The 12833-nt window shown below is 72.2% G+C and carries 13 protein-coding genes; 9 read left to right on the top strand and 4 right to left on the bottom strand.

Annotation, left to right across the window (positions count from 1 at the left end; all coding sequences use genetic code 11):
- Nucleotides 1–3: 3 nt before the first annotated feature.
- Nucleotides 4–1419, bottom strand: a complete 1416-nt coding sequence (locus POL25_RS04110) for a hypothetical protein (protein ID WP_272084514.1) — start codon at nt 1417–1419, stop codon at nt 4–6.
- A 292-nt stretch (nt 1420–1711) separates the two neighbouring features.
- On the opposite strand from POL25_RS04110, the gene POL25_RS04115 reads away from it, so the two are divergent.
- The 3 genes from POL25_RS04115 to POL25_RS04125 all read left to right on the top strand — a co-directional run bounded on the left by POL25_RS04115 (nt 1712) and on the right by POL25_RS04125 (nt 4655).
- Nucleotides 1712–3517 (top strand): CFI-box-CTERM domain-containing protein, encoded by a 1806-nt coding sequence (locus POL25_RS04115; RefSeq protein WP_272084515.1) that lies wholly within the window; start codon nt 1712–1714, stop codon nt 3515–3517.
- 103 nt (nt 3518–3620) lie between these two features.
- On the top strand, nt 3621–4235 hold the full coding sequence (locus tag POL25_RS04120) for a hypothetical protein (RefSeq protein ID WP_272084516.1): 615 nt from the start codon (nt 3621–3623) through the stop codon (nt 4233–4235).
- A gap of 159 nt (nt 4236–4394) precedes the next feature.
- On the top strand, nt 4395–4655 hold the full coding sequence (locus POL25_RS04125) for a hypothetical protein (RefSeq protein ID WP_272084517.1): 261 nt from the start codon (nt 4395–4397) through the stop codon (nt 4653–4655).
- Between the two features lie 160 nt (nt 4656–4815).
- On the opposite strand, the gene POL25_RS04130 is transcribed toward POL25_RS04125, so the two are convergent.
- Nucleotides 4816–5373, bottom strand: coding sequence for a hypothetical protein (locus POL25_RS04130; RefSeq protein WP_272084518.1), 558 nt, complete (start codon nt 5371–5373; stop codon nt 4816–4818).
- Between the two features lie 584 nt (nt 5374–5957).
- Here POL25_RS04130 and POL25_RS04135 point away from each other — a divergent pair.
- The 5 genes from POL25_RS04135 (at nt 5958) to POL25_RS04155 (ending at nt 10652) form a co-directional block, all read left to right on the top strand.
- Nucleotides 5958–7145, top strand: a complete 1188-nt coding sequence (locus POL25_RS04135; protein WP_272084519.1) for an AsmA family protein — start codon at nt 5958–5960, stop codon at nt 7143–7145.
- 32 nt (nt 7146–7177) lie between these two features.
- Nucleotides 7178–7978: a hypothetical protein gene (locus POL25_RS04140; RefSeq protein WP_272084520.1), complete on the top strand. Its 801-nt coding sequence runs from the start codon at nt 7178–7180 to the stop codon at nt 7976–7978.
- On the top strand, nt 7978–8397 hold the full coding sequence (locus tag POL25_RS04145) for a hypothetical protein (RefSeq protein ID WP_272084521.1): 420 nt from the start codon (nt 7978–7980) through the stop codon (nt 8395–8397). Before POL25_RS04140 ends, POL25_RS04145 begins: the two co-directional genes overlap by 1 nt.
- A 79-nt stretch (nt 8398–8476) precedes the next feature.
- Nucleotides 8477–9337 carry a hypothetical protein gene (locus POL25_RS04150; RefSeq protein ID WP_272084522.1) on the top strand — a complete coding sequence of 287 codons (861 nt, stop codon included), beginning with the start codon at nt 8477–8479 and terminating at the stop codon, nt 9335–9337.
- 268 nt (nt 9338–9605) lie between these two features.
- Complete coding sequence (locus POL25_RS04155; RefSeq protein WP_272084523.1) at nt 9606–10652, top strand: hypothetical protein; 1047 nt, start codon at nt 9606–9608, stop codon at nt 10650–10652.
- A 15-nt stretch (nt 10653–10667) separates the two neighbouring features.
- Here POL25_RS04155 and POL25_RS04160 read toward each other — a convergent pair whose 3' ends face one another.
- Together POL25_RS04160 and POL25_RS04165 are read right to left on the bottom strand one after the other, a co-directional pair.
- The gene (locus POL25_RS04160; RefSeq protein ID WP_272084524.1) at nt 10668–11186 is read right to left on the bottom strand and encodes a hypothetical protein; all 519 of its coding nucleotides are present in this window, start codon (nt 11184–11186) and stop codon (nt 10668–10670) included.
- 166 nt (nt 11187–11352) lie between these two features.
- Nucleotides 11353–11592, bottom strand: coding sequence for a hypothetical protein (locus POL25_RS04165; RefSeq protein WP_272084525.1), 240 nt, complete (start codon nt 11590–11592; stop codon nt 11353–11355).
- 775 nt (nt 11593–12367) lie between these two features.
- Here POL25_RS04165 and POL25_RS04170 point away from each other — a divergent pair.
- Nucleotides 12368–12829: a hypothetical protein gene (locus POL25_RS04170; protein ID WP_272084526.1), complete on the top strand. Its 462-nt coding sequence runs from the start codon at nt 12368–12370 to the stop codon at nt 12827–12829.
- The last annotated feature ends 4 nt before the right edge of the window (nt 12830–12833 follow it).

Below are 12833 nucleotides of genomic sequence, written 5' to 3' on the forward strand. Positions count from 1 at the left end.
GTCTCACTCGCGCCCGAGCGGAGGCAGCTCGCCGCACACCAGCTCTTCCGCGTACAGGTAGCCGAAGAAGCGCGCGCGGCCCGTCTCCGTGTCCGCCACCAGCACGGACATCGGCCGTGGGTCGTGACCTGCACGGCATTGCGCGCGGGACAGCACGAACTCGCGCAGCGCCCTCGCCTCGGTCGCGATCGTCTGGTTGACCGCGGCCGGCCCCGGGTCGAAGCGGGCCAGCTGGTGCATCGGCCCCGCGCCTGGCACGAACAGATCGGCCTCCTCCACGCGCCAGCCTGCTTGTGGCTGGGCCAGCTCCGGGCTGGCCAGCAGGTCGCCGACGCTGGCCAGGCGGCTGCGGGCCTCGAGCAGGTCGGCGCCGGTGAAGCGCCAGCGGCGGGGCGTGCAGATATCCTCGAGCACGGCATGCACCTCGGCCACTGCGCCGAGGCGGTCGGCCAGGGTCGACCAGTCGCGGTCGAGCGCCGCCGTCGCGGCCTCCGCCGCATCGCGGCCGAGCTGGCGCAGCTCGCCTGGATAATCGCGGCCGACCAGCATCGGGCAGCGCTCGGACAGCGCCAGCCCCGGCTCGGGCGCCGCCACCCGGGCCCCGCCGGCCGACAGCACCACCCGCGGCGCCACCGGGCAGCGGTCGGCCGACGCGCAGGTCGCGTATGGCTGCACGTACTCCCAGTAGGCCCGGCCGCACTCGTACCTGGCCCTCGCGTCAGGTTCGCTCGGCGCCTCGGCCCCGGCGAAGGCCCGCAGCTCCGCGTGGATCTCCGGCACGAACGCCGCCAGCTCCGCGCTGTAGTAGCGCCACAGCAGCGCGTCCGCGTGGTTGAGGAAGCCCTCGAGCTGCGCCAGCCCCTGCTCCTGGCCCTCCGCCAGGGCCCGGATCGCCGGCTCGCAGCCGCCGACGCGCGCGGCCGGCAGCGCCTTCCAGGCCGTCAGGTCGATCGGCGCCGCGTCGACGCTGACGATCGATATGGCGCTCGGGTCATGTCTTTGCAGCCATGTCCTTTGGAGCAGGATCCCATCGGCCCGGTAGCGCGGGCGGCCGGCCCCCGGCTCGCGCGCGGCGGTCAGCGCCGCCGGCTGGGCCACGATCGCCGCCTGCTCGGCCTGGCGCACGCTGGAGATCCGCAGCGCCGGGCTCAACGCCTGCAGCGCCGGGCCCACGCGCGCGTCCCAGCCGGCCAGGCCCGGGCCGAGCAGCACCTCGACCGTCGGCGAGGCCGTCAGCGCGGTCGCCAGCGCCTCCGCGTCGCCGGCCGTCAGCGTCGGCGGCGACCAGGCCACCGCCAGGCTCGGCAGGCCGAGCCCGGTGCGCGGCGGCGGTGGCCCGCCTGGAAGCTGACTCTGGCTGCCGAGCGCTGGCACGGCCGCCCCGGTGCCTGGCCGCGGCCCGCACGTCAGCGTCGCCACGCCGGCCAGGATCACCCCTGCCGCGCGCGTGCCCGACCTGCGGGGCGCGCCGCGGCGTCGCGCGTCCGCGCGAGCGAGGCGATGGGAGGAGCCGCCAGCCACGACCCTCTTACTCTACGGTCGGTCCACGCATGCAGCGGTGATCTGGCGCACTCGCGCCCGGACCGCCAGAAATCGGCGCGAACGAGGCGCAGCCGGCGAATTGCGCCTGCCGCGCAAAACCGTTCCCGACGCGCGCGCGGCTCCAGGCGCGGGCGGATGGGCCGGTACCCTGGCGTGATATGCTGCCGCCGTGCCCGCCTCGCGCCCCTGGACTGTCCTGAGCGTCCTCGCCGTGTCAGCCGGTCTTTTGGGCCTGGCGCGCGAGGCCGCCGCCGACGAGCCGATCCTCGTCGAGTTCCACTACACCCCGGTGCCCGACGTCCAGATGGCGATCTGGCTCGAGGATCAGGACGGCAACTTTGTGCAAGACGTCCTCGTCACGCAGGCCACCGGCAAGTACGGCATCGGCAACCGGCCCGGCATCTGGAACTTCGTGTCGAGCTGGCGCGCGCCCTACGGCCCGCGGCAGAACGTGCTGCCGGTGTGGTCGCACCGGCGCGGCAAGAAGTACCCGCGGATCGTCTTCCACGACGACAACCCGGCCGACCTCGAGTCGCTCGGCTGGCACGAGAACAGCAGCTCCGCCGAGAACTACTACTGCCGGCCGCTGACCGCCTCCGAGCACGAGACCATCTCCGTCGACACCAAGACCTGCCCCTCGCCCAAGGTCTTTCAGTCCGACAAGGGCCGCTTCGATCCCAAGGGCAACCAGGTGTTCTACCCGCCGCGCAACGACCTCGTCGACTTCGAGGCCGGCGGCGACCACGAGGACATCAAGCAATACGCCGACATCAATGACCTCGACGCCGTCACCGCCGCCACCCCGGTCGGCGACATGGCCGAGTTCACCACCCTGCTGCTGTCGCCCGAGGCGGTCGCCAAGGGCCCGCTGACCGCCTACGTCGAGGTCAACCTCGAGCGCGACGAGAACGCCGACTTCGACTACGACCGCGAGGACGACCACTTCGTCGACACCCGCCTCGAGAACTACGGCATCGAGTTCCTCGGCCAGCCCTCGGTCGTCTACAAGGTCGCGTTCGACCCGCGCGAGCGCGAATTCGTCGGCACCACCCAGTACCTCGGCTACGGCGACTGGAACGGCGCCACCGGCTCGCTGCACCCCGCCGACGGCAAGCTCAGCGAGTCGAACGGCAGCGGCGCCGACCGCCTGCGGATCATGAGCAAGAACGGCGACACGTTCCGCTGGGGCGTGTTCTCGTACGGCAAGGACAGCGGCGGCACCACCACCAGCGACGGCTCGGACACCGGCGACGGCACCGGCGACGGCACCGGCGACGGCACTGGCGCCACCGGCGAGCAGACCACCGACAGCGACAGCGGCGACGACAGCGACGGCTGGGGCCAGTGCGGCCAGATCGCCCCGCTGGCCCCGATCGACGACCTCGCGCTCGCCGGCATGTCGTTCGACCGCGTCCAGCTCAGCTTCCGCATGCCCGCGCAGCCGGACCCCGACTTCTCGCTGACCAAGATCCACGTCTATCACATCACCGGCGACAACCCGCTGACCGACGAGCTGCTCGGCGCGGCCTTCCTCAAGACCTTCAGCGCCGCCGAGCTCGCGGCCACCGAGGGCCTGGTGACGCTCGAGATCGGCGAGCTGTGGGGCGACTACACCTACCAGTTCGCGGTCGTGTACGAGGACAAGTGCACCAACCGCAGCCCGATCGTCGGCGCCGAGATCACGACCCAGGCGCAGGAGTTCCAGACCGTCGACAGCTTCTGCTTCGTCGCCACCGCCGCCTGGGGCGCCCCGTGGGCCGCCCAGGTCGCCGCGCTGCGCTCGTTCCGCGACGCCTACCTCAAGACCACCCCCACCGGCATCGACCTGGTCCGCTTCTACTACGCCTACAGCCCGCCGCTGGCCCGCGTCATCCAGCACGAGCCGCTGCTCCGCGGCCTCGCCCGCGTCGTCCTCCAGCCGGTCGCCGACGCCGCCGGCCTGGCCACCCGCGCCCAGCCGACCCATGGCGGTTAGCCCCCTCGCCGCGGCCCTCGCCGCGCTCGCGCTGGCCGCCGCGCCGGCTGCCCCTGCGAACATGTCCCCTGCGCCAGGTCCCTGGGAACCTGTCGCTGTGGACATGTCCCCTGAGACACCCTTCGGCCCGCTGCCCGCGACCTCGGGCCAGCCGCGCCCGGCCCCGAGCCCGCCCGGCCCCGCGGCTCAGCCCGCGAACGGCCCCGCGAACGGCTCCGCGCCCCCGCCTGGTCCGGGCCCCGCCGCCGGGCCTGGCGCGCGCACGCCGACGGCGACCTCGCCCGGCCTGGCGACCCCCGGCATGCCCGGCCCCGCCTCTGCGCCTGTCCCTTCGGACAGGCCCACCGAAGCTGTCCACCCGGCCAGCCCGCCGGTGCCCGCCGAGGCCGTCGCCGGGCCGCCGCTGGTCGAGGGCCCCGCCCCGGCCCCCGGCGGCCGCCTGTGCCACGGCTCGGGCGCCTGTCGTCGCCTGCTGATCCTCGGCGGCGTGGCGGGCGGCCTCGGCCTCGGCGCCATCGCCACCGGCGTCGCCCTGCTGGCCCGACCGCTCGCGCTCGATCCCGAGGACCCGACCGCGCTCGTCACCTACCGCCCCGCCGGCGCCGCCCTCCTGGCCGTCGGCGCCGGCCTGGCCGCCACCTGGCTCCTCACCCTGCTCGCCGCCCGCAAGGCCGGCCGCCTGGCCCAGCGCCTGCGCGCCGCAGTGGCTGTCCCGTGAGCCATCTCCTCGCATTCTCTCGGCGCGCCGTCGCACCTGACCCATGAGCCATGTCTCACCATTCCCGCGGCCCGATGCGTCTGCCCCTCGCCGGCGCGCGCCCTGTCCCATGAGACATCTACCCGCAATCCCGGCCCCGCGCCGCGCCGGACCTGTCCCATGAGGCCGCTTCTGTTCGTGCTCGCCTTCCTCGCCGGGGCCTGCCGGATCCCCAACCCCGACCACTGCGTCCACCGGGACGTCCACAGCGACGCCTGGTGCGCCGACAACAGCCCGGCGCGGCCCTACTGTTCGCCCTGCGTCGCCGAGGGGCACGGCTGCGTCGCCGACCCGCCCGACTCTGACGACTGCCCCGCCTACGCGCCCGACGGCACCACCGGCACCACCGGCACCGCCGGCGACGACAGCACCACCGGCTGACGGTCGCTCACGGGTCCTCGCCACGACCCCGCGGCGGCGACCCGCGAGCCTCGCATTCTGTCTCAGAATGCGCTGGCTCGGATCGACTCACGCGAATCACTGGCTGCGCAGCGACGGCCGCCGCGCTTTCGAAAAGAGGTGAGCCGTCGCGCCCTTGCCGTCACCCGCCCGCGTTCATGCAGAAGCACGCCTCGTGGCCCGGGCTCGCCATCTCGATCTCGTAGCAGCTCTGCCACGCGTCGCTCTTGGGCGTCCCGCAGTCCCAGCGGGCGAACACGACCTCACCCGGCTCCGGCTCGCGCCAGAACCCGAAGCAACCGGCGCCGCCCTCCGCGAAGTTGGCCAGCACGCACGCCCCGCCGGCCGGTTCGAAGCTGCAGCCCTCGCCGCCCATGCCTGCCACGAAGCGCTGCACCGTCGCCCAGCGGCAGCGCAGCCCGAGCTCCTCGTCCATCTCGGTCGCCGCCATGCACTCCGCCTCCGACCCCGCGTCGGCGCACAGCGTCGGCGCATCGCCCGTGCTCGTCGAATTGTCCGTCGTCGCCGCGTCGGTCGTCGGCGCCGCGGTCGTCGGCGTCTCGGTCGTCCCGATGCCCGTCGAGGGGTCCGCCGTCGTGCTCGAATCGGTGGTGTCGGTCGATTTCGAATCGCTCGGACCGCAGGCCGTGAGCGTGGCGACCAGAGTGAAGGCGAGGCGACGAAGGTAGAAATCAAGCATGCCGCGACCCTATGCAAACGCGGGCTCGCGCGCCAGCGCTCCCGGGCCGAGCGATACATGACTCCAAGGACATGTCTCGAGAGACATCCATTCCCTCGCCGCCGCGAGCGCCCGCTGTCGGGTCCCCCGCCGCCACGACATGTCCTTGAAGACAGACCGCATCCTGCTCGCGTGAGCCGCCGCGGGCGACCTCGACCTCGGGCCGCGCGTGGGATCGGTCCACCAATTGCCCGTCGCGGTGGTCCTCACGCGGACGCTCGCGCGGACGCCCGCGGCAGGGCTCGCCCGCGCGCCGGCAACCGCTGCGCCGCTCGCTGCCACGAACCGCGAGTCGCCCGCGCCGGAGCAGCCGAACACCGCCCAGGACCGGCCTCGTCGTGCCACGGGGCACACGGCGCCCGCCCCGCCCGACCTGTCCTTTGAGACTGGTCTCGATGCCTGCCACTGAAGGCCCGAGCACGCCCTCAGTGGACGCCCCGGGGGCTGCTCCGCCGATCTCCGCGCGCGGACCCCCACATTTCGCGCGCGTGGGGCCGCCCGGCCGCGTTTGCAGCGGCAGCGACCGGTGCGAGAATCCCACGGGCGTGGAGGCGCTGCTCATCGTCGTCGCCGAGCTCATGGCAGTGCCGCTGCTGGTCGCGGCGGCCCTGTTGTTCGAGCTGGTCGGCGCGGCGCTCCTCGGCGCGGGCTCTCTGGTGCTGTGGCGCAGTCGCCAGCGGCCGACCCGCCTGCTGCGCTGGTGGCGACGCGCGGTGTGGACGTTGACCGGCGTCCTCGGCCTCGTGCTCACCACCCTCGTGTTCGTCGACCTGGTCCTCTACGAGCCCGGCCTGCGCCTGCTGCTCGACCAGGTCGAGCGGACCAGCGGCGTCGACGTGTGCTTCGAGCGCGCGCGCGGCAATATCTTCACCGGCCACGTCCACCTCGAGGGCGTGACGATCCGCCACCGCAATGGCGCCGACCTCGCCCTCTCGATCGATCGCCTCGACATCGACATCGCCATGCTGCGATTGCTCGAGCGCGAGGTCCCGATCACGTCGCTGCAATTGCACGGGGTGCGCGGTGCGATCGTCCGCAACCGGGCGCTCGGCGTCGGTCAGCCGGGCGGTCGCGGCTTCGTCATCGAGCAGTTGGTCGTCGACGCCCTCGCGGTCGAGTTCGAGGATCTGGCCGCCGCCCCGACCACGCGGGTGTTGCCGCTGGCGCTCGAGCACTTCGAGGTCGCGCCGCTGCGCAGCGAGTACGCGCTGGTCGATGTCCTGTGTCACGCGCGGGCCCGCGGCCGCGCCCGCGGCAACGCCTTTGTCGCCGAGCCGGGCAGCTGGACCGTGCGCGCCGTCCCGCTCGCGCCGCAGGGCTCGGCCGGGCTCGGCGCCGTCGGTCGATGGCTGCGCGACGGCAACCTCGACATCGGCGTCACCTGCGTCGACCCCGAGAGCGACCCATTGCGGCTGCGCGTCGACCTCGACCTGACCGGCTTCCGCGTCTCGCCGCCGGCCGGCGACCGCCGCTCGGCCATCCAGCGGATCGCCGCCGCGTTTTCGCACCTCGGCAGCCGGCTGCAGCTCCAGTTCGAACTCGAGCTCGAGCGCGGCCGCCTGCGCGGCGTAGCCTCGGCGGCGCAGGTCGGCCTGTGGGACCTCGGAGTCCATCAGTACAACCTCCAGCTCGGCCGCAAGCTCGGCCTCGACGCCGACGACATGCAGCTGCTCGGCCTCGGCTCCAGAGCCCTCGACGCCGCCCACCAGCGGCTGCACGCGCGCCAACGTTGACCTGTCCGAAAGGTCGGGCGTACGCTCGGCCCATGCTTGGCCTACGCTTCAGCCGACTGGTTCACGCCGCGATCGCCAGCGGCGCGCTCTATCTCGGCGCCTGCTCCGACACGCCCGGTGACACCGAGACCGACACCGACACCGAGACCGACACCGGCGGGCACGACACCGACACCACTTCCGGGCCCGATCCGACCACCGATGCGCCGCCGCCTCCGCCGCCCCCGCCGGGCGACATCACCCCGCCGGCGCTCACGGCCGTCACGATCATCGACCCGGTCACCCTGCAGCTGAGCTTCACCGAGGCGATCGCGCCGGTCGACACCGTCAACCCCAAGCGCTTCCGCCTCAGCCTCGCGCGCGGCTACTTCGGCACCTACGGCGGCCAGCCCGGCACCTACCTGCGCGAGCCGCACTACTACAATCTCGTCGAGACTTGCCAGCCGCTGCCGCCTGGCTGCTACTACGAGCCGATCCCGTCCTACTGTTATTATTACAGCAACTGTTATTATCAGCCGTCCCCGGAGCTCGAGGTCGCCGACCTCTTCAATCATTACGCCGACCCGACGCAGGTGATCCTGTCGCTGACCTTCCCGATCCAGCGCTCGCTGTGCGACGTCATCAACGCGCCGGATGATCCCCTCGTCGACTTCGTGCTGCACCTCCACTACGCCGCCGGCGGCCTGGCCCAGGTCACCGACCTCGCCGGCCTGCCGCTCGCGCCGCTGTCCGACGCGTGGATCAAGCAAGACGCCGTCTACTACAGCTACGTGAACGCGGCCCCGTTCAGCAACTTCAACCCGTTCCTGCCGATCCCCTGCGGCCTGTTCTGATGCACCCCGCGCTGCACCCCGGCTCGCCGCCGCCGACCGACGACGAAGACGTCGAGATCGTCCTGCGGGCCGTGCCCGAGCTGGCCTTTTTGCCCGAGCTGGCCGACTGCGTGCCGGCGGCGACGATCGTCGGCGCGTGGCCCCCGAGCCGCGAGGCCTTCGCCGCCGCCGACCTCGATCACCTGCGGGCCCGGGTGCTTCGCGGCCTCGAGGCCCTGGGTGAGAGGGCGGAGCGCGAGCGCAGCGGCGGCCTCGGATTCCTGGTCCGCACCCTCACCTATTTTTTGGTGGGTTCCGCCGCCTTGCCTGCGGTCGAACACCCCCTATTGGTCGCGCTATTGCTGCGGGCCGCCGCCCGCGACCACGACGGCGCCGACACGGCGCTTGAGATCGCCCGGGCCATGGATCGATGGGGATGACCCAAAGGACAGGTCTGATCCGCGGCCGTCCACAGCCGCCGACCTCGGCGTATCGGGACGGCGCGCGTACCCTCGGCCCATGCTTGGACTACGCTTCAGCCGGCTCGTGCACGCCGCCATCGCCAGCGGCGCGCTGATCCTCGCCGCCTGCCCGCAAGGCGGCAAGGGCGACACCGACACCGATACTGACACCGGGACCGCGAGCGACGGCTCGACCACCGACGATCCGACCGGCCCGCCGATCGATCCCACGCCGCTGCCGCCGGACCCGACCAACCCGCTGCCGCCGCCCGATCCGCCGCCCGCCGACGTACCGCCCGCGCTGCTCGCCGTCAAGCTGCTCGACCCCTCGACCCTGCAGCTCAGCTTCACCGAGCCGCTCGCGCCGGTCGGCACCGTCAACCCCAAGCGCTTCCGCCTCAGCGTGGCCCAGGGATATTTCGGCAGCTACGGCGGCCAGCCGAACACTACCCTCGTCGACCCGCGCTACTACAACCTCGAGGCCTACTGCCCGCCAGAGCCGCCGCCCTGCTACTACGAACCCCCTTATTATTGCTACTACACGCCCGGTTGTTATTATCAGAGCACCGGCGCGGTCGAGGCCATCGGCGTGGCCCCGCTGGACGGCGACCCGAGCTCGCTCCTCATCGCGCTCGGCACCCCGATCCAGCCGTCGCTGTGCTCGACCCTCGACGTGTTCAAGGACGACCCCAACTTCAAGATGGTGCTGCACCTCCACTACGCCGCCGGCGGCCTGTCGCAGCTGCAGGACCTCGGCGGCCAGGCCGTGCCTTCTCTCGGCGACGCGTGGGTCAAGTACGACGGCGGCTTCTACAGCTACGCGGGCGTGGTGTTCTCGACCCTCGACCCGTTCTTGCCGATCCCCTGCGAGCTGTCCGACGTCCCCCAGCCTCCCGACATCCCCGAGTCGAACGACTGACAGCGAGCGTCATGGGACTCGATGCGAGGCGAGGACCGCGTCGCCGGCAGGGCGAGCTGCCCGACGTCCCCCAGCCTCCCGACATCCCCGAGTCGAACGACTGACAACGAACTTCGTGGGACTCGATGCGAGACGAGGACCGTCGCCGGCAGGCGGATCGGGCCGTCGCCCCTCGCTCCGAGGCGCGCCGCACCGCGCCCGTGACCGCGCGCTGCGGGGCCGCGGGCCACGATTGACGGGCCCGCACGCGCGTGGTCGACTGGCGGCGATGCGTCGCACGTGGACGGGGTTGGGGCTCGGCGTGGCGCTGTTCGTCGCGCCGTGGGGCTATGCGCGGGCGTGCTCGTGCGGGCGCGACATCGTCGGCGCCGGGCGCCTCTACCTCGGGGCCGGCGACGTGCTCCCGCCCGACGCGACCGGGTTCCCGTGGTTCGGCCCGGAGTCGCTCGTCGGCGCGCCCGAGCGCGTGAAGCTGGTGCGCATCGACGGCAAGCGACGGGTGCCGGTGAAGTTCACGATCGTCAAACAGAGCGAGATCGAATTCATCGTCCCGGCGCAGCGGCTCGAACCGGGCCAGATCTTCGAGGTCACGGTGCGCGAGAGCGACAGGGCCACCGACTCGCGGCAGTACTGGCGCGACAAGAGCGAGCTGCCGCCGATCGACTTCACGACCCGCGTGACGATCGGCGCCGAGCCGCTGCGGCTCACCGGGGTCAGCCTGCGCGTCGGTGAGCCGACGAACGGGACCGCGAAGGTCGCCGCCTCCGGCTCGTGCTGGGAGGAGTTCGCCGCGGTCGAGAAGCCGCTCCGCGTCGAGCTGCCGCCGGAGCTCGAGCCGATGCGCGACTACCTGCTCTACACCACCAGCGTCGACGGCCTCACGTGGGACCACGCGCCCAGCCTGTGCGCCTCGATCGATCCGGGGCGCACCTGGGCTGGCGAGGCCGGCACCGACAAGCTGTTCGCCGTCTGCGGCCCGCGCGACAAGCACGCGGTCGACGACACCAAGTTGCTCGGCAGACAGCGCCAGTTCCCGCAGCCGGGCCCGCACCGCGTCGAGGTCCGGGTGGCCACGCCCGACTACGCCCAGGTGCTCACGACGGCGGCGATCACGGTCGAATTCTCGTGCCCGGCGAAAGAGGCCGCGCCCGCCCAGCCGGCGGCGTCGACCCCCCCGCCGAGGCCGGCGAACGAGCCGGCCCAGCAGCCCGAGCCTCCCGCCCGCGAGGCGCGTGGCTGCGCGATCGGTGAGCCCGGGTTCGCGTGGGTCCTGGGCCTGCTGGGGCTCGGGCGTCGGCGTCGGCGTCGGCGCTGAGTCAAGACCTGGCCATCACGACATGTCCCTCTGGACATGTTCCTCGCTAGCCCCGCCGGCCTGCGCGTCGGCGAGGCCGAGGAATTCGCGCAGCGCCACGGCCCTGGAGATCAGGTCGTCGGTGGTCGAGGTCGAGGTCAGCGGGTGACGCTCCTCGCCCAGCACGATCACGATGCGCGCCGTGCCGTCGTCGGTCTCGACCGCGACATCGGTGATCGCCGCGCGCCGCAGCGTCCGCCGCTCGGGCGCGCGGCGCAGCCGGTGATACGTCAACACCACCTCGTCGCCCACGAGCGCGACCTCGACTCGAAGCACCCACGTGGCGAGCCCGAGCCCGCCGAACGCGGCGCAGAAACCGGCGGTGATCAGGGTGCCGAACAGGTTGCGTATGGACGGCTCGGCGAAGAACTTCCCCACCGACACGAAGATCAGCGGGACGAGCACCAGGCCCACGAGCATGAACACCACGCTCGTCGAGCCGCGCTGCGGGTGCAGGGTGAGCACGCGCGGGGACGTGGTCGCCAGCTCCGTCATGGCCGCATGATGCCAGGCGTCGCGCCCCGGGCCGAGGATCGAACTCGCGCGAGCCTTCACGCGAGTTCGAGGGTTTCGCGACCGTCGCCCGGCCTGCGGACGCGATGCCCCTCGCTGCCGGGCTGGTGTTATGCTGACGAGCCGAGCTCACCGTGATGGCGGCGCGTCAACACCTCTCGTACGGTCCTCGTTCAATGAAGACATCGTGGTTGTTCGTCCTCGTCGTCGGCGCGAGCTGCAGCAAGCCGCCGGGCGCCCCGCAGGAGACGACGGAAGACACCGCGGCGACGGCGAGCGAGACGGGTGGCACGACCCAAGCGACCGCGTCGGACACGCTCGGCACGAGCACGAGCACGAGCACGACTTCATCCTCGACGGCCGGCCCCGAGCCCACCACGTCGAGCACGGGCGAGCCTCCTCGACCGCCCGAGGAGGTATGCGCACAAGCGAAGTCCCACGACGAGTGCGTCGCGCTGTGGCCCAGCGAAGAGCTGACGTGCATCTGGGGCGAGACGGTCGAGGTCGAGGTCGTCGACGGCGAATGCGTCCTCGGGACCGCCGAGACGCTCTGCGCCCCTGCGCCGGCGGGCGGCGGCCAGGGGTGCTTCGACCACGGCCCTTCGGAGTGCCTCGCGCCTGGCTTCGATCTCTATGTATATTTTAAAGAGACGCGCGGCGCGACCTGGCTCTGGCATCAATTGCCGGGCGGCTGCGTCCCGCCGACGAATGCGGACTGGACCACATCGTGGACCGCTTGTCCTCCCGAGGAGTTCGAGGAAGTGCCGGACGTTGCTACTGCCTCTGCGGCGGTCTGCCCGACGACCCTGGCACCGGCCCCTGAGCCGCGCGGCCGTACGAGCCTATCCGACGACGCAATAACATTCGGGGTCTCCCCCGGCGTTGCCGCAGACCTCGCGGTGCTGCATGTCGAGGCCCAGGGCGTCCAGCTTCGCGTGAACGGCGGCTGCGTCGACACGTGCGAGCCATGCGCCTGGTGGCGACCGCCCGCGGCAGGAGGTGTCGCCCGCGGAGGTCGCCCGCGGTTATGGTTCGGGGAGCGAGTATAAAACCTCGTCGCGCGGGCCGGCGAGAGGGCGCTGTGCCCCGCCTGGCCGAGAAATTCCGCGCCCCGGCAATTTTTCCGCCGGCTGCGGCGACTCCAGCTCCGGACGGTGACGCTCATGCCCCAGACCTTCCTACCGCGGCGCTTCCGGTACGCCGCCGCGCTCGCCCTCTCCCTCGCCTGCGACAGCGGCTACAGCCTCCAGATCGTCATCGAGATCCCCGACGACATCGTCGCCCGGTACGACGAGGAACAGCGCGGGGTCCTCTACGTCGAAGTTCGCCCGCAGGGCTTCGACCCGGTGTACCGCGCCGCCGCGGTGGTCTGCGGCGAGACGACGACCTACCGCCTCGACAACTACGGCGACGGTGAAGTCCCGAACACCGGGATTCTCGCCTGGATCGAGCCCGTGACCGGCGGCGGCGAGTGCGGCCCGAACGCGGACACCCAGTGGATGACCTCGGAGGGTAAGAAGGTCTACCCCGACGCCGAGGAGCCGCAGGCCGAGGCGATGATCCAGGAGACTTCCAGCTGCAATCACAGCGAGGACGTCGAGCTCGTGATCGACGACCTCGAGTGACGTC

Origin of the sequence: Nannocystis bainbridge (genome assembly GCF_028368995.1) — a bacterium.
GTDB classification, from domain to species: domain Bacteria; phylum Myxococcota_A; class Polyangia; order Nannocystales; family Nannocystaceae; genus Nannocystis; species Nannocystis bainbridge.

Coding starts and splice junctions, on each gene's coding strand:
- POL25_RS04170 (WP_272084526.1), top strand. CDS start 12,368: ATGCCCCAGACCTTCCTACCGCGGCGCTTCCGGTACGCCGCCGCGCTC.
- POL25_RS04150 (WP_272084522.1), top strand. CDS start 8,477: ATGCTTGGACTACGCTTCAGCCGGCTCGTGCACGCCGCCATCGCCAGC.
- POL25_RS04130 (WP_272084518.1), bottom strand. CDS start 5,373: ATGCTTGATTTCTACCTTCGTCGCCTCGCCTTCACTCTGGTCGCCACG.
- POL25_RS04125 (WP_272084517.1), top strand. CDS start 4,395: ATGAGGCCGCTTCTGTTCGTGCTCGCCTTCCTCGCCGGGGCCTGCCGG.
- POL25_RS04155 (WP_272084523.1), top strand. CDS start 9,606: ATGCGTCGCACGTGGACGGGGTTGGGGCTCGGCGTGGCGCTGTTCGTC.
- POL25_RS04140 (WP_272084520.1), top strand. CDS start 7,178: ATGCTTGGCCTACGCTTCAGCCGACTGGTTCACGCCGCGATCGCCAGC.
- POL25_RS04160 (WP_272084524.1), bottom strand. CDS start 11,186: ATGACGGAGCTGGCGACCACGTCCCCGCGCGTGCTCACCCTGCACCCG.
- POL25_RS04145 (WP_272084521.1), top strand. CDS start 7,978: ATGCACCCCGCGCTGCACCCCGGCTCGCCGCCGCCGACCGACGACGAA.
- POL25_RS04120 (WP_272084516.1), top strand. CDS start 3,621: ATGTCCCCTGAGACACCCTTCGGCCCGCTGCCCGCGACCTCGGGCCAG.